Below are 15,453 nucleotides of genomic sequence, written 5' to 3'. Positions count from 1 at the left end.
TGTGTATTCTAATTATTTAAATAAAAGGACACAAGAGAAAGAGAGGTATCATTTGAATGAAAGGTTGGATGGGAAAGTTCCGGGCACTCGGTATATTCGGTTTCTTGATGCTTGTATTGTCAGGCTGTGGAAAAGAAAATCTAAGTGCCTTAACACCTAAAGGTTATGGATCCAAAGCTGCCTTGAACCTTATCAATATTTCTTTGGGCGTCATGATATTTGTGTTTATCGTCGTCATGGTGATTTATGCAATCGTCATTGTTCGTTTCAGAAAGAAAAAAGGTCGCGAGGATTACATTCCACCGCAAACAGAGGGGAACAAAGCGTTGGAAGTGATTTGGACCGTTATCCCTATTATTTTACTTGTCATCATTGCGATTCCTACTGTCGCTATTACGTTTGATCTTGCAGACGAAAGCGCTGCAGATGAATCATTGAACGTGAATGTAACTGGTAACCAGTTCTGGTGGCACTTTAATTATGAAGGGGAAGAAATTCAAACAAGCCAGGACTTATATATCCCTACTGGTGAAAAAGTATATTTGAACATGAAAACCAGTGATGTACTTCACTCTTTCTGGGTGCCTGCGCTCTCCGGTAAAATGGATTTGCATCCAGAAAACGAAAATACCATGTATATTCAAGCCGATGAAGAAGGGGTTTACGATGGGAAATGTGCTGAATTTTGTGGTACATCTCATTCGTTGATGGACTTTAAAGTAATTGCTGTAAGTCCTGAAGAGTTCGACCAATGGGTGGAAGATATGCAAAATGTGGATCCGGAAGCACAACCGGAAACAGCTGACGCCCAGGAAGGACAACAATTATTCCAGGACAACAGTTGTATCGGCTGTCATGCGATTGGCGCATCTCCGGCTGCCACCGGTCCTAACCTGACAAACTTCGGTGACCGGACAACTTTGGCTGGCGTGAAAGAACATACCAAAGATAACATTGTTGATTGGATCATGGACCCTGAAAGCATGAAACCAGGAAACAAAATGGCGGATGCCAATTATGATGTCAGCCGTGAGGAAGCAGAAAAAATCGCTGACTATTTACTACAATTACAACCATCGGATATTACTCCTGAAAGTGCAGAGACAAACGAGTAAAAAAGGGATGGAAGAGGTTAAGGGAGGTTTAAAAGCGTGAGTACAGCAGTTGCGCAAAAAAAAGGCTTCGGCGCATTTATCTGGGATTACTTAACCACTGTCGATCATAAAAAGATTGCCCATTTATATTTAGTGGCTGGTGGTTTGTTTTTCCTGGTAGGTGGACTAGAAGCATTATTGATCCGTATTCAGCTAATAAAACCAGATAATGATTTTGTTAGCGCCGGTTTTTATAATGAGTTATTGACTATGCACGGAACGACCATGATTTTTTTGGCTGCAATGCCATTAATATTCGCTATCATGAATGCTGTCGTTCCATTACAAATAGGGGCTAGGGACGTAGCGTTCCCGTTTTTGAATTCGCTGGGTTTTTGGCTGTTCCTGTTTGGCGGTCTTATTCTTAACTGTGGCTGGTTCCTTGGAGGGGCTCCCGATGCAGGATGGACTGCCTATGCACCGTTATCAACGGTATCGCCGGGCCATGGTGTGGATTTCTATGTACTGGGTCTGCAAATATCCGGTGCAGGTACATTGATTGGGGGCATCAACTTCCTCGTCACCATTATCAATATGCGGGCGCCTGGAATGACTTACATGCGTATGCCGCTATTCACTTGGACGGCGCTTGTGACAAGCACACTGATTCTGTTTGCGTTTCCAGCACTGACAGTCGGCTTGTTTCTGTTAATGTTCGATCGTTTGTTCGGATCCGGATTCTTCAATGCCTCGATGGGCGGTAACTCGGTCATTTGGGAGCATTTGTTCTGGATATTCGGACACCCTGAAGTTTATATTCTGATTCTCCCTGCATTCGGGGTATTCAGTGATGTACTATCGACGTTCTCGAAGAAAAGACTGTTCGGTTACACAGCAATGGTATTTGCGACAACATTGATCGGTTTCCTGGGATTCATGGTCTGGGCGCATCACATGTTTGCAACCGGACTTGGACCGGCAGCCAACTCTATTTTTGCAATTGCAACAATGGCTATTGCGGTTCCGACAGGTATCAAAATCTTTAACTGGCTGTTCACCTTGTGGGGTGGTACCATCACCATCAACTCTGCTATGTTATGGGCGTTAGGGTTTATTCCTTCGTTTACGATTGGCGGAACGACAGGTGTTATGTTGGCAGCCGCAGCAGCAGACTATCAGTACCATGATACGTACTTTGTTGTCGCTCACTTCCACTATGTCATTGTCGGAGGGGTAGTGTTCGGCCTGTTCGCCGCCATGCATTACTGGTGGCCGAAAATGTTCGGCAAAGTTCTTAATGAAACATTGGGGCAAATTACATTCTGGACATTCTTTACCGGATTCCATTTGACATTCTTTATTCAGCACTTCCTAGGCTTGATGGGAATGCCTCGTCGTTACTGGACGTTCTTGCCGGGGCAGCATCTAGAAACAGGAAACCTGGTGAGCAGTATCGGCGCGTTTTTGATGGCAATTGGCGCTATTGTATTTGTCATCAATGTCATTTATACGTCGGTAAAGGCACCGAAAGTGAGCGGGGACCCGTGGGACGGCCGGACACTGGAATGGTCGATACCTTCGCCGCCGCCACATTACAACTTTAAACAAACGCCATTGGTGCGTGGACTTGATCCTTTATGGATTGAAAAAATGGAAGGACGGAAGGGCATCACTCCTGCAGAACCGCTGGATGACATCCATATGCCGAATCCATCCATTCTGCCATTTATCATGTCGCTCGGCCTGTTTATCGCAGGATTCGGTTTTATTTATCAGGTCGACAATTTGTCATACCTGTGGTTAGTGATTCTTGGCATGGGTATTACACTTGGTTGTATGTTGACCAGATCGATGAAAGATGATCTTGGACATCACATCCATAAAGAAGATTTAGAAAAAGAGGGGGCTGAACAATAATGAGCGATCAAACATTGAATCCGGAAACAATGCCGGAACAGCCCGAAAGAGCTACATTGGAAGGTAAAAACAAATTTTTAGGATTCTGGTTTTTCCTAGGCGGGGAAACGGTTTTATTCGCAAGTTTGTTTGGTACTTACCTTGCATTGAGAAATTCGACTAATGATGGACCAGGTGCAGAAGAGTTATTCGGTCTGAAATTGGTATTTGTTATGACCATGCTGCTATTGACCAGCTCACTTACTAGTGTATATGCGATGTACCATATGAAAAACAATAGTTTCGGCAAAATGCAATTATGGCTGGGGATCACTGTCCTTCTGGGTCTTGGTTTCCTTGGTTGTGAGCTATATGAGTTTTATCATTACATCCATGGGGAAGGCTTCACACTTCGTTCCTCTGCGTTTGGGTCGGCCTTTTATACACTTGTCGGCTTCCATGGGGGCCACGTGACATTTGGTTTACTATGGATTATAGCCTTGATGGTGCGAAATGCAAAAAGAGGATTGAACTTATACAATGCACCCAAGTTCTATATCGCCAGTTTGTATTGGCACTTTATCGATGTTGTATGGGTATTTATCTTTACGGTTGTATATCTGATGGGGGTGATCTAAGCCATGGCCGAGAACACCAATATTCATGAAAATTACAAACGAAAGAAAAACAAGGAAGAAATGAAACAACAGGTTATCACCTTTGCATTGATGATTGTATTTACACTCATTGCATTCGGCATGGTGATGGCTGATCTGAGCAAGTTGTTTGTCATACCGGTTTTATTGGTACTGGCTGCAGTTCAAGTAGGATTTCAACTTTACTATTTCATGCATATGAGCCATAAGGGACATGAAATGCCAGCCCTGATGATTTATTCCGGAGCATTTGTTGCATTTATGACTGTCTTGACTCTATCTGTATTGATTTGGTGGTAAAACCTATAGGGCCCGGGAGCAAATTCCCGGCCCTTTTTTTGTTGTATAGGAATTTATCCAATTAATTGTCTGTGGAATTATTGGCTGAAACAGCCAAGACCAGCTCCAGCGTCTACCCCTCGAGTCTTAAGCATGTCGGAGGCCCAAAGGAAGTGGGACATGCAGGCGTTGCCACAGGATGTGGCGGCTATAGCCTGCGCTCCTTTAAACAGACGGTTGCACTTTTGTCCGTTTGTTCGTAACGATATGACCAACGTAGTGGATAGAAACTGCGACATCGTTGAATTTGTCTTCCTGACTTCTTCCATTCGTCGAATGGGGTTCGGCGCTGCGGAAATACCCTGCGCTTTCCGCGGGTGGCTGGTGAGCTTCCTCGAGCTGACGCTCTGCGGGATCTCACCGAGGCCTTTCCTCCCGCTGGAGTCTCCGGGTATTCCTCCGCTAGGAACGGCTTCCTGTTTAAATACACGTGTAGAATACTTTTTTTATTCATGGGACTCCACGCACTGTTTTATCAAAAGCCCTAGCTAGGAAAACAAGCAGCGAGACCAAGGACAGGTGAAAAGATGGAACTCTAACTGGCTTTTTATGAAAAGAATACACATTTCCTTTTAAGATGGCTTGTTGCTTCTTAAAGAAAAAGTCTATAGGGGATAGTCAGCATGCCTCTTAGCGCAGGTAGCATACGCAGACTCCAGCAGGAACAGCGCGAGCTGAAGATCCACTTGGTAAAGGGCTTTTCTTTGCCAAGTTAGCTGAAGCCGTGCACGCGGAAAGCGAAGTATGCCACCGAAGCGGTGGGTAACACGCTTTTTGAATAGGCAGTCCAACTTCCCATTACAGTTACTGCGCGGTTTATATCCAATGGGAACTTATCGCTACATTAGACGATGGTTATAGATTTTAAAAAACAGTGTAAACGCGATATAATGTAGGAGTGTACAGGAAAGATGTCAATCTGTTTTTAAATTGTCACAATACACGCTCAATAAGTTTACAGGATGCGTTATAATGGAAGAAGTAATTTTTTAGATGGAGTGAGGTTGCTATGTGGCTGGAATTACAAATTTTTGGTTTTCGTGCATTATGGAGTCCCTATTATTTGCTGTTCGTCATCGCCCTGGGCTTGATATATTATTTGATCACATTCACTTTCAGAGAGAAGTTCACTGATAAGGGTCGGCCAAGTCGAAAACAGCTGATCTATTTTTACACGGGATTAGTAATACTTTACCTTATCAAAGGATCACCAATCGATTTACTGTCCCATATCATGTTTACTTCCCACATGATACAAATGTCGCTGTATTATTTAGTTTTTCCGATTTTGATTATCAAAGGAATTCCAGAATGGATATGGAGAAACGTTTTTTCGGTGCCAGGGTTAAAGCAAGTTTTGAACCTTCTGACAAAACCGTTGATCGCATTGCTGTTGTTCAATGGGTTATTTTCCATGTACCATATGCCGGTTATTTTCGATTTCGCCAAAGCGAATGTAGTAGCTCATGCCGTCATCACGACGGTAATATTGTTAGCGGCGTTTCTGGTATGGTGGCCGATATTTACTCCTATCAAAGAAATGGACAAACTTTCCCCTTTGATGAAAATCGGTTATATATTTGCCAACGGGGTGTTGATTACACCGGCTTGCGGTTTAATCATTTTTTCTGGGCATTCGCTATATGCCACTTATAGTGAAACAAGTGGTTGGATTCAAGCAATGTCGCTTTGCGTTCCTCAATCCGTTTTAAATGGACTGCCTTTGACAGGACCGCAAATGTTTTCTCCGATACCCGTTTTGGAGGATCAGCAGCTAGGCGGGATTTTGATGAAAATCATGCAGGAAATTGTTTATGGGTTCGTCTTAGCGCGGATTTTCTTTGGCTGGTTCAATAAGAGTGTGGACAAAGTTGATCCGTTGCCATCCACTAATACAACTACAGAAGCATAAATCGTTTTCTATTCAGAACAGGGAGAGGTTAAAGTCTTATGCCGATATTGCCAACGATCAGCACGTTTTTTATTGTATTGAGTGCGGTACTTATTGCCATTGGCTGGTATCTTATTGCAAAAAACAGGTTCGCCGCTCATAAACGTACGATGATAGCAGCTGCAATTAGCGCTTTGCTATTTTTTATCATCTATATGTCCCGGACCATTTTTATAGGAAATACCAGCTTCGGCGGTCCTGATGACATCAAGCTATACTACACGGTATTCTTGATTTTTCATATTATCCTTGCAACAGTGGGAGCTGTTTTTGGAATAGTGACACTGACTTTGGCTTTTAAAAGAAAAATCAGGAAACACCGCAAAATAGGACCGGTTACGAGTATTATCTGGTTTTTTACTGCCATAACCGGTGTAGCAGTATATCTGCTTTTGTATATCTTTTTTGATGGCGGAGAAACTACAAGTATGATAAAAGCCATCCTCGGTTTATAAAATTTGTGGTGAATATCTGGAAAGGGGCTGTCCCGATTGTCATAAACATGATGGGGCAGCCCCTCCTTTTATAAAAATATGGAGAAGGATGAATCTGCAGGGTTATTTTGGCGGACAAATTTCATTCATTTCGTTCTTAAAGGCTGCTCTCACGTTTATTTCTTGGAATCCGATGGTATATAGGCTATATAAACATGTACGAAAGGATCGGTTCATGATGGATATAGAAAGTGCGCGGTTGCTAATAGAACCTATAACATTAGAAGAAGGCCAAATGCTTATTAAAAACCCAATGGAGTACTATTATGACAAACATATTCCCTATGATGTCGAATGGCCTCATTATTCATTGAAGGCTTTGCTTCCTTATTACTTGGAAGACTTGGAAAATGGAAAAGTGTCACTTGGCATGGGCCCGTGGATTATTCGCGACAAACGAAAGGGGCGGATTATCGGCGAGGCTGGATTTAGAGCTTTTGACGAACAAAAAAAGACGGCTGAACTCGGTTATAGGATTTTGCGAAAGAAACAAAATCAAGGATATGCGACAGAAGCTGTAAGTTCCCTGTGTCAATGGGCTTTCTATCAGCAAATCAAAAAAATCAGAGCTTGCTGTGACAAAGAGAACCTAGCTTCTCAGCGAGTACTTAAAAAGAATGGCTTCAAAAAGGTTGCCAATGAAAAAGGCATTTTAATATATGAAAAAAGAAGAGCTGTTCAAAAGAAGAGCATTCAAGGAACCAATTCCTTGTAAAAAATCGGCCTATCCAGAGTAAAAGGATAGGCCTTTTCAAATGCTTTTCCGTTAAATTTTAAAGTTCCATTTAATAATTCCGGCTTCTTTCGCTGAATTAAAAGCTATAACCAGTAAAGGTCCCAGGATAAAGCCGATGATTCCTATCAACTGGAGACCGAGGTACATGGCAATCAGTGTGGCTAAAGGGGAAAGTCCAATATGACGTCCCATTACTTTCGGTTCTACGGTCCTTCTGATTGCCAGCAGGATAATCGCCAATACTGCAAGCTGAATGCCCATGACCGTATCACCAGCCAAAAGCATATACAAGGCCCACGGACCAAGTATCACAATCGATCCGATGATCGGGATGAAATCGACCAGCCAAATGATAATAGACATGATTATAGCGACTTCCGGTGTTATATACAGAAGGCCGATTAGCGATACGACAAAAATGATGATGCTTACGAGAAATTGTGCTTTTAAAAATCCGAGGACGACATACGATAAACGAGCATTCATAAACTTGACTTTTTCTGCCGTTTCCTCTGTAAGGTGATTGTAAGACATAGCTTTTAGGCGCGGCAATTCAAGCATGAACAAAAATAATGCGATTAAGTAGACAAGCAGGCTGACGAGGTATTCCGGTACTTTCGCCGCTGCCGAAGCGATTTTGTCAAGTTCGAAATATTGTTTGACTTTTGTGCTCAGTAACTCAATGTTTCGTTTAAAACCATCCTTCACCTCTACTACAAAATCGGAAGGGAGATTTTCGGTGAAACGATCCATATCTGTTTCCCATTCTGTAAACTTGGTATTTAACTGGTTGACATAAGAAGGTGCATTTTCGGCAAAATTGACTACATGAGTAACAGCCCGTGTCACAAAATAAGTACCGACCAGACTAATGACAAGCAGAAAGATAAGAAATATGATCGTTACAGAAAATTTACGGTTCATTTTAAAGCGGTATTGGAGCCATCTGATGGCAGGGTTCAAAAACATGGCGGTTAGAAGAGCCAGAATCAAGGGAACGGATACCGGTAAAATGAAATACCCGGCAATGAGAATAAGTATTGCTGCTATAATTAATATCCATTGGCGTTTTGACAAGTAACGGAACAATTGGTTATGTATCTCCTTTCCAGCACGTGAACTATATGAATGCAGTTGCGACAAGCAGTTTTGTGAAGTAATAATGTATACAAAGAAAACTGCCCCCGGGCAGCATTACTGATTAAGGTTGGTAAGCAAGTGAACAAGAATGCTCTCTAAAGTTAATCATAACATGTTTTTTTGTAAGTTTGTTGAAAAAACAATTAACTTCTTGTGAACAAGAATAAGACTATTCAGCTGGGCTGAAAGGGGAGAAAAAACTGCCGGCAGCCAGCCGGCAGTTTCATCACATTATTTTGCAAAACTGTCCAATTCGTTTTTGGCTTTCGCCAGTAAACTTTTTGTGCGGTCGATGACACTCTCCGGAAAATCTTCTCCTTCGCCATATTCGACTCCATGAGGATAATAATGTTTTCCCAACAGAGGCGTCGAAAGTTTGATGACAGCATCTCCGCGGTCAACTTCTCCCTCGACAGCGTAGCCTTGGATTCTTATGTAATAAGTGATATTTTTCTCGGCAGACCCAATTTTATAATCGTATGTAACCCTTTCATAATCCCACTGACCGGCACGGACAAAAGCGATTTCGTCCATAAGATGGTCCAACGGTTTTAAATCCATGATCATTCCTTCGATTCCTGTTCCTTCTATTCTCATTACTTCCACCTCGCAAAAATTGTATATCTAACTTAATAATAGTATTTATTGCAGGAAGTTGCAATTATTATCGTATCGAGAATTCCAGTTCGACCATCTTTTGATAAAACTTTAATGGAGGTGAAGTTTTGTAATGGAAGTGCGATTTATATAAAAGGTTTAGGGGAAGAATAGCTACAGAGTGGGGAGTACCATTCATAACACAACTAGGAGGTACTGCAATGAAAAAACTTAAAGAGGTTATGACAACCGATCTTTCTGTTTGTTCAGCAGATGATACGTTGACAGAGGCTGCCAAAATCATGACCGACCATAACGTCGGTGCTGTTCCCGTATGCGGGACCGATCGGGAATTACTTGGAATGATTACGGATAGAGACTTGGTTGTACGCGGATTGGCGAAGGAGAAAAGCCCTTCGTCCAAAGTAAGTGATGTAATGAGTGGGAAACTTTACTCTGTAGCTCCTGATGCTTCTGTTCAAGAAGCAAGCAGCTTAATGGCGGAAAAGCAAATTCGTCGTCTGCCGGTTGTTGAAAACGGTAAGCTGGCAGGAATGGTCTCGCTTGGAGATTTGGCCTTGGAGGAAAAATCCAATTTAGCGGCCGGCCATGCTTTGGAGGAAATTTCCGAGCGGCCGGAACTTCACTGACTTTTCACGTATGATGGAACAGACTGTCCCCAGAAAGGAAACGGGGACGGTCTGTTTTAGATTGTACGGTACGAAGTGATAAAAGATGGAGGGGATTCGTTCAACTATCCAAGGAGAAAATGGATTTCCTCAATTTCTTTTCATAAAGTAAGATTTCGATTATTATAATTACTTAACAGGCAAAAAAGGAGTTTAAAGGGCTATGAGAGGAATCGGAAGGTTGATTGTGCTGGTACTGATCGCGGCGGGGGTTTTTTATTTAGTCAAAATAGGGGACTTTAACCCTGATGAAGCGGTACAGAAAGTAGAACAAAAATTAAAGACGAAAGAAACGGAGATGGAAAGCAAAACCACTCCGGATCATTTCACATCGAACATTAACTTAGAGGGTGATTTGTACAGCAGAATCGGGGAGTCAACGGATGCATTGCAGAAAAAGCTGGGAAAACCTGTTCGTAAAGATAAAAGCTCCTATGGATACGACTGGTGGGTCTATACAAACAAAGAAAATCAATATATGCAATTTGGTGTGGAAGATGGACATGTTGTCACTATCTTCGCCACAGGGGATGACTTATCGATCGATCCGGTCAGCATCGGACAAACCTATGAGGAAGCAGCAGCACATTTCGAATTTGCCAAAGAAGTATCTATATCCGAAGGAGTCACTTCCTATAGATTCCAGTTGACAGAAGATGAATTAGCAGTTCGTCCACTCGTAAAACTGGACAAGCAAACTTATATGCAGTTATATTTTGATACATTCACGGAAAAACTATCCTCTGTCAGGGTGGTTACCAAAGATATCTTATTGAAACAGCGACCATATGAAATTTACTACCGCGGTAAGCTGCCAGAGAAACCGGAGTTGACTGATACAGAATGGGAAGAAGTACAAAAAGGAATGGAACAACAAATATTCGATATCACCAATGTCATCAGGAAACGCCACGATAAAGGAGCGCTCAATTGGGATGATCCTATTGCGGAGGTCGCCTTTTCGCACAGTAAGGACATGTCGGACAATAACTATTTCTCCCACTATTCCCAAAACGGAGAAGGGTTGAAGGAGCGGCTTAGCGAACATGACATCTATTATCTGTCAGCTGGTGAGAACATAGCTGCCCAATACACTGACGGACCTGCTGCTGTCGAAGGTTGGCTGAATAGTGAAGGTCATCGTGAGGCTCTGTTGAAGGAGGGTTATACCCACTTAGGTGTCGGTGTCTATCGGTATTATTATACGCAAAATTTCATGCAGAAGCCTTAATATAGAGATAAGGGGAAGCAGCAAAACGATTGTTTTCCAAAGTGAAAAACCGGACGATAATTCGAATTCAAGCAATCGATGTCGTCCGGTATTTCTAGTTTTGTAACAACTGTGCACATATACGTACACAATGCAGGTTGCTTTCTTTCCACACAGAGGATGGATGTAATTCCAGCTGACAGACACTTGTCCTCCATGGGTATTTCACACGTTTTTTCAGCTTTCATATAATGGAGGAAAAGGATATGGGGAGCAGGTGATTGTCAATGAGTGATTTGCATCCTTCTATACGAGAATTTAAGACGTTCGTTAAAAAGCATCCGGGGCTAATAAAGGAAGTCAATCAAAACGGAAAGTCATGGCAGGATTTTTATGAAATGTGGATTCTGCTCGGGGAAGAAGATGAAAAGTGGAAGGAATTCCAACCGGGAAATCTGAAAGGGGCTCAGAAAAAAGGGGAGTCTGAAACAGATGATTCTCAAGGTAAGCAGCAACAGCTTGCTAGTCAGTTTATGCAAATGATCGAGAAGGTAGATTTAAACAAAGTGCAGGGCCATATGCATCAATTAAATGGTGCGATAAACAATATCCAGACATTGATCGGCCAGTTTCAAGAGTTTAAAAAACAATCTCCTGCAAAAAACTCTATGCTGCATCAGACACCTTGGAGTAAAGATTAGGAGGGGTAGCATTGCAGCCAGCCATTTATCAGCAGCTTACGAACCGGCCAGACTTGAAGCATTTTATCAGAATGAATCCTGAATGGTACCGGAAATTGACTCGAAACCCGGAAGAAGTTACCGAACTGGAAAAAGCAGCAAAAGCTTTTTACGGGAAAACAATTCCGCAGCGGATCGAACGGTTGAGTGGACAAATGCAAATGATTTCGATGCTTATCCAGATGGCCGGATCCATGAAGGATTGAAAAAGGCTCTTTTCGCATACATTGTTGCTTATTAATCAGCACATTTGACAGAAACTGCGACATCGTTTGAATTTTTCTTCCTAACTTCTTGCATTCGTTGAGTGGGAGTTCGACGCTGCGGAAATACCCTGCGCTTTCCGCGGGCGGCTGGTGAGCTTCCTCGAGCTGACGCTCTGCGGGATCTCACCGAGGCCTTTCCTCCCGCAGGACAGGTGTTTTCGGTGGGACGAGTAATCGCAGTCCCAAGGAAGGCTGCGGCAGCGATGCATCGCACGAAGAAAATTGTTTTGTATTTTCGAGGAGTCTCCGGGTATTCCTCCGCTAGGAACAGCTTTCTGTTTAAAAAAGCGTGTACTAGGCATTTCATTTTTCCAGGCGCTGTATCAACAAAGACATAGCTAGGAAAACAGACAAAAAGTCCAAGAACAGGAGAAAAGGCGGGAATTACAACTGTCTTTTATGAAAAGAAGTACACATTTCCTGACAAACGTTTTTAAGATGGCTTGTTGGTTCTCAAGGAAAAAGTCTACGTTTCCGTTAATCAGCATGCTCCTTAGCGCAGGGAGCATACGCAGACTCCTGCGGGAACAGCACGAGCTGAAGATCCACTTGGTAAAGCGGTTTTCTTTACCAAGTTAGCTGAAGCCGTGCCCGCGGAAAGCGAAGTATGCTACCGAAGTGTTGGTTAGCACGCTTTTCCTCCCATTACGGCTACTGCGCAGGTACTTTTATGTGCAAGAGCAAAAATTTATAAGAATCCGCCTTGTAACACATTATACGTTTGAGACAAGCCATAATTTGTTGGTCCTTTATCCTTGCAAGTCATATGAATGGTCCATAATCCGGTTCTACATTACTAAAACGACTGATTCCGCTTTTCATTTCAGTCCATTGTTGATATTATATAGGATATGGAGGTGGATACAGTGTTTGCCACTTTAGAGTTAGTAGATATTATAGATAAGTCTGAAGCACTTGGCCAAATGATTCTTCAATCCGATGTCATGGAAAAGTACCATCAGCAAAAAAGACAGCTGGAAGAGGATGATGAAGCACAAAAACTGATTGCTTCCTTCAATCGTATGAAAGAACAGTACGAAGATGTTCAGCGATTCGGAAGGTATCATCCGGATTATAATCAAATTATGAAGGATGTCCGTGCTTCTAAAAGGGAAATGGACATGAACGAAAAAGTTGCTTCGTTTAAAATAGCTGAACGCAATTTACAGCAATTTCTCGATGAAATAAGTGATTTGGTTGCCCATAGCGCCAGCCAGCAGGTGAAAGTTCCCAAGGACGGCGCAGCACTACAGGACAGTGGATGCGGCTGTGGAAGTGGCGGAAGTTGTGGCTGTCAAGCTTCATAATTATAAATGAGTGGCTGGACCTCTTTGCCGAAGGATAGGTCCAGCCTTTCTATTTCAGGGGATATTGCTGGGTGCGAAATATTCTGATAAAATGGACATAAATCAGTAATAAGCGAGGATCCTATATGAGAACAAAAAGACAAGGATTGATTGTTTGGTTCCAACATATGAAAAACATCAAACAAATCAAACGATTCGGTCATTTAATATACGTATCAAAGCAGCGAAAATACGCTGTGGTTTATGTGGACCAACTGGAAGCAGAGGAAACGGTGGATAGACTGAATAAATTGCCGTTCATATCCAAAGTGGATTTTTCATATAAACCTTACGTCAATACCGAATTCGAAAATGCCAAAATGGACAAAGCGAAAGAATACGATTATAAAATGGGTATTTAAAAAACATCCTGGCCGGACTCTCGGCAGGATGTTTTTTTGCGATGATAACAGCTTTGACTTGCGAGCTTACTGTTCAATAAGCAGGATATGGACACCCTGTTGTTAGTGGATTTTCAGCAGACGGTTCATATGAAATATTCCGATCAGATACTGAAAATATAACGATTTTTCATGAAATTCGGCAGATGATTTGACCACTAAGGATTTAATTTCATGCCCCTGTTCGGAAGCTGCCTTTTTGAATAATTCATATCTTTTGCTCAGAGTCGTTTCCGGATCGGGGACGCCTTCCATGCAAATATAAATGGGCTGGAATTCGCCTTGTTTGGAAGGTTGCATGATGAGAGCCGGCGAAGTTACCTTCCTGCCACTTTTTTCTGTCCTGAGGGAAACGAAGTGTGTAATCCTGTCAGTCATGTTTTCCGCTAGTTCACAAAGTTCATATATATCGGCGTAACCCTCTCCAAGTTCAATTAATCGTTGAATCATTTGTTCACCTCTCTTCCCTAATACTTTAGCATGGGAGAAAGCCATTGCAAATACCATCCTATAAGGAGAGGTCATAAAAAAAGCCTGCAGATTAATCTGCAGGCCCTTTTTGTTCTCTGAATAGAAAACAAAAAGGCAAAGGGAGAGGAGAAACCGGAAGAAGAACTTATGGGGAAACGTAAGCCTTCTCCGTGTTCTGAAGCAGCCGTCAGGATAGCCAGCTGCTTCACTACGTTAGTATGGACGGATTGAAAAAATATATACACTCTCACCGAACAATATTTTAAAGTAAGGAATATTTCCGCAGAATCCTGTTTTATGGTAGGATGGAGGTCGAATATAAAGCGAAGAGGTGGACACGGATGAGAGTAATTTCCGGCAAATATAAAGGAAGGCAATTAGATCCAGTGCCAAACCGGCTGACCAGGCCAACCACGGATAAAGTGAAGGAAGCTTTGTTTCAAATTATCGGGCCGTTCTTCCAGGGAGGGAATTGTTTAGATTTGTTTGCTGGTTCGGGCGGACTCGGGATTGAAGCATTGAGCCGGGGAATGGAAAAAGCGGTATTTGTCGATAAGCAGCCAAAAGCTATCCGGACTATTCACGACAACCTTCGCACCCTGGCACTCGAGGACGCTGCGGAAGTATTTCGTACTGATGCTTTCATGGCCATGAAAGCGGCGGGCAGGCGCGGACTTCAATTTGATGTCATCTTTTTGGATCCACCCTACGGTAAGGTTTCCTATGAGAAATTATTGGAAGCTGTAGATACATATCACCTGGCGACGCAAAAAGGCTTGATTGTCTGCGAACATGAAAACAGAGAAAAACTGCCCGATCAATATGCAGGTTTTTCACGAAGGCAGACGGAAGTTTACGGAAGTACTACCAGCATTACTATCTATCAGCGGAAGGAGCAATAGGTATGGAACGACTTGCTATATGTCCGGGAAGCTTTGATCCCGTCACCTATGGACATCTGGATATAATTCAGCGGGGAGCAAAGGTATTTGATAAAATCATCGTGACCGTTTTTAACAATCAATCGAAATCTCCGCTATTCTCTGTAGAAGAAAGAATCGAATTATTAAAGGAAGTTACCCGTGACATAAAAAATGTAGAAGTGGATTCCAGCAGTCAGCTGTTAATGGAATATGCCAAACAGAAGAGAGCTTCGGCGATAATTAGAGGGCTGCGCGCAGTCAGCGACTTCGAGTATGAAATGCAAATAACATCCATGAATCGCAAGTTGAATGATGACATTGAAACGTTTTTTATGATGACGAACAATGAATATTCTTTTTTAAGTTCAAGCATGGTAAAGGAAGTTGCCAAATATCAGGCTAATGTATCTGATTTGGTTCCAAATGCCGTGGAACTTGCCCTCCGGCAAAAATTCAAATAAGTGAAAGTGGCTGTGCCATCGCCGAACAGGCAAAAAGATATGT

The 15,453-nt window shown here is 42.5% G+C and carries 18 protein-coding genes; 15 read left to right on the top strand and 3 right to left on the bottom strand.

Translation table 11 applies throughout. The features are described from left to right. Positions 1-56 precede the first annotated feature (56 nt). The 7 genes from coxB (at position 57) to ABVF09_RS00920 (ending at position 7,145) form a co-directional block, all read left to right on the top strand. Entirely contained in the window at positions 57-1,115 is a 1,059-nt protein-coding gene (coxB, locus tag ABVF09_RS00950) for a cytochrome c oxidase subunit II (protein ID WP_026570487.1), read from the top strand. 36 nt (positions 1,116-1,151) lie between these two features. Further along, positions 1,152-3,011, top strand: coding sequence for a cytochrome c oxidase subunit I (gene ctaD / locus ABVF09_RS00945; protein ID WP_371068423.1), 1,860 nt, complete (start codon positions 1,152-1,154; stop codon positions 3,009-3,011). Continuing rightward, on the top strand, positions 3,011-3,628 hold the full coding sequence (locus ABVF09_RS00940; protein ID WP_037329047.1) for a cytochrome (ubi)quinol oxidase subunit III: 618 nt from the start codon (positions 3,011-3,013) through the stop codon (positions 3,626-3,628). Before ctaD ends, ABVF09_RS00940 begins: the two co-directional genes overlap by 1 nt. A 3-nt stretch (positions 3,629-3,631) precedes the next feature. Beyond that, entirely contained in the window at positions 3,632-3,946 is a 315-nt protein-coding gene (gene ctaF, locus ABVF09_RS00935) for a cytochrome c oxidase subunit IVB (RefSeq protein WP_026570484.1), read from the top strand. 1,048 nt (positions 3,947-4,994) lie between these two features. Further along, entirely contained in the window at positions 4,995-5,897 is a 903-nt protein-coding gene (gene ctaG / locus ABVF09_RS00930) for a cytochrome c oxidase assembly factor CtaG (RefSeq protein WP_371068422.1), read from the top strand. A gap of 38 nt (positions 5,898-5,935) precedes the next feature. Further along, the gene (locus ABVF09_RS00925; protein WP_026570482.1) at positions 5,936-6,391 is read left to right on the top strand and encodes a DUF420 domain-containing protein; all 456 of its coding nucleotides are present in this window, start codon (positions 5,936-5,938) and stop codon (positions 6,389-6,391) included. An 88-nt stretch (positions 6,392-6,479) separates the two neighbouring features. Further along, positions 6,480-7,145: a GNAT family N-acetyltransferase gene (locus ABVF09_RS00920; protein WP_051382038.1), complete on the top strand. Its 666-nt coding sequence runs from the start codon at positions 6,480-6,482 to the stop codon at positions 7,143-7,145. Between the two features lie 51 nt (positions 7,146-7,196). Here the strand turns inward: ABVF09_RS00920 and ytvI are convergent, their stop codons facing one another. Further along, complete coding sequence (gene ytvI / locus ABVF09_RS00915) at positions 7,197-8,255, bottom strand: sporulation integral membrane protein YtvI (protein ID WP_026570481.1); 1,059 nt, start codon at positions 8,253-8,255, stop codon at positions 7,197-7,199. Between the two features lie 282 nt (positions 8,256-8,537). Further along, positions 8,538-8,903: a YugN family protein gene (locus ABVF09_RS00910; protein ID WP_026570480.1), complete on the bottom strand. Its 366-nt coding sequence runs from the start codon at positions 8,901-8,903 to the stop codon at positions 8,538-8,540. A gap of 221 nt (positions 8,904-9,124) precedes the next feature. Between ABVF09_RS00910 and ABVF09_RS00905 the strand changes: the two genes are divergently transcribed. From ABVF09_RS00905 to ABVF09_RS00880, 6 genes are all read left to right on the top strand, one after another. Next, positions 9,125-9,553, top strand: a complete 429-nt coding sequence (locus ABVF09_RS00905; RefSeq protein ID WP_026570479.1) for a CBS domain-containing protein — start codon at positions 9,125-9,127, stop codon at positions 9,551-9,553. Positions 9,554-9,755: 202 nt separating this feature from the next. Further along, positions 9,756-10,823, top strand: a complete 1,068-nt coding sequence (locus tag ABVF09_RS00900) for a CAP domain-containing protein (protein ID WP_026570478.1) — start codon at positions 9,756-9,758, stop codon at positions 10,821-10,823. A 266-nt stretch (positions 10,824-11,089) separates the two neighbouring features. Next, positions 11,090-11,503: a spore coat protein YlbD gene (gene ylbD, locus ABVF09_RS00895; RefSeq protein WP_051382037.1), complete on the top strand. Its 414-nt coding sequence runs from the start codon at positions 11,090-11,092 to the stop codon at positions 11,501-11,503. Between the two features lie 11 nt (positions 11,504-11,514). Further along, positions 11,515-11,748 (top strand): YlbE-like family protein, encoded by a 234-nt coding sequence (locus tag ABVF09_RS00890; protein ID WP_026570477.1) that lies wholly within the window; start codon positions 11,515-11,517, stop codon positions 11,746-11,748. Positions 11,749-12,674: 926 nt separating this feature from the next. After that, positions 12,675-13,115 carry a YlbF/YmcA family competence regulator gene (locus tag ABVF09_RS00885; RefSeq protein ID WP_026570476.1) on the top strand — a complete coding sequence of 147 codons (441 nt, stop codon included), beginning with the start codon at positions 12,675-12,677 and terminating at the stop codon, positions 13,113-13,115. Between the two features lie 125 nt (positions 13,116-13,240). After that, positions 13,241-13,516 carry a YlbG family protein gene (locus ABVF09_RS00880; RefSeq protein ID WP_026570475.1) on the top strand — a complete coding sequence of 92 codons (276 nt, stop codon included), beginning with the start codon at positions 13,241-13,243 and terminating at the stop codon, positions 13,514-13,516. A gap of 102 nt (positions 13,517-13,618) precedes the next feature. Here the strand turns inward: ABVF09_RS00880 and ABVF09_RS00875 are convergent, their stop codons facing one another. Further along, a complete protein-coding gene (locus tag ABVF09_RS00875; protein WP_026570474.1) occupies positions 13,619-14,005 on the bottom strand; it encodes a DUF7147 family protein in 387 nt (128 codons plus the stop codon). Positions 14,006-14,331: 326 nt separating this feature from the next. On the opposite strand from ABVF09_RS00875, the gene rsmD reads away from it, so the two are divergent. Further along, on the top strand, positions 14,332-14,928 hold the full coding sequence (gene rsmD, locus ABVF09_RS00870) for a 16S rRNA (guanine(966)-N(2))-methyltransferase RsmD (RefSeq protein ID WP_081704523.1): 597 nt from the start codon (positions 14,332-14,334) through the stop codon (positions 14,926-14,928). A 2-nt stretch (positions 14,929-14,930) separates the two neighbouring features. Then, on the top strand, positions 14,931-15,410 hold the full coding sequence (gene coaD / locus ABVF09_RS00865; protein ID WP_153462490.1) for a pantetheine-phosphate adenylyltransferase: 480 nt from the start codon (positions 14,931-14,933) through the stop codon (positions 15,408-15,410). Positions 15,411-15,453 lie beyond the last annotated feature (43 nt).

Source organism: Sediminibacillus sp. JSM 1682029 (assembly GCF_041366435.1).
Taxonomy (GTDB): domain Bacteria; phylum Bacillota; class Bacilli; order Bacillales; family Amphibacillaceae; genus Sediminibacillus; species Sediminibacillus terrae.
Note: the sequence above shows the minus strand (reverse complement) of the source record. Positions and strands in the feature narration are given on the sequence as shown.

Excerpts from the sequence above, each read along its gene's own strand:
- ylbD (WP_051382037.1), top strand. The coding sequence starts at position 11,090 with ATGAGTGATTTGCATCCTTCTATACGAGAATTTAAGACGTTCGTTAAA.
- ABVF09_RS00880 (WP_026570475.1), top strand. The coding sequence starts at position 13,241 with ATGAGAACAAAAAGACAAGGATTGATTGTTTGGTTCCAACATATGAAA.
- ABVF09_RS00910 (WP_026570480.1), bottom strand. The coding sequence starts at position 8,903 with ATGAGAATAGAAGGAACAGGAATCGAAGGAATGATCATGGATTTAAAA.
- ctaG (WP_371068422.1), top strand. The coding sequence starts at position 4,995 with ATGTGGCTGGAATTACAAATTTTTGGTTTTCGTGCATTATGGAGTCCC.
- ABVF09_RS00925 (WP_026570482.1), top strand. The coding sequence starts at position 5,936 with ATGCCGATATTGCCAACGATCAGCACGTTTTTTATTGTATTGAGTGCG.
- ABVF09_RS00920 (WP_051382038.1), top strand. The coding sequence starts at position 6,480 with ATGAATCTGCAGGGTTATTTTGGCGGACAAATTTCATTCATTTCGTTC.
- ABVF09_RS00900 (WP_026570478.1), top strand. The coding sequence starts at position 9,756 with ATGAGAGGAATCGGAAGGTTGATTGTGCTGGTACTGATCGCGGCGGGG.
- coaD (WP_153462490.1), top strand. The coding sequence starts at position 14,931 with ATGGAACGACTTGCTATATGTCCGGGAAGCTTTGATCCCGTCACCTAT.
- ctaF (WP_026570484.1), top strand. The coding sequence starts at position 3,632 with ATGGCCGAGAACACCAATATTCATGAAAATTACAAACGAAAGAAAAAC.
- ABVF09_RS00875 (WP_026570474.1), bottom strand. The coding sequence starts at position 14,005 with ATGATTCAACGATTAATTGAACTTGGAGAGGGTTACGCCGATATATAT.
- rsmD (WP_081704523.1), top strand. The coding sequence starts at position 14,332 with ATGGAGGTCGAATATAAAGCGAAGAGGTGGACACGGATGAGAGTAATT.
- ABVF09_RS00940 (WP_037329047.1), top strand. The coding sequence starts at position 3,011 with ATGAGCGATCAAACATTGAATCCGGAAACAATGCCGGAACAGCCCGAA.
- ABVF09_RS00905 (WP_026570479.1), top strand. The coding sequence starts at position 9,125 with ATGAAAAAACTTAAAGAGGTTATGACAACCGATCTTTCTGTTTGTTCA.
- coxB (WP_026570487.1), top strand. The coding sequence starts at position 57 with ATGAAAGGTTGGATGGGAAAGTTCCGGGCACTCGGTATATTCGGTTTC.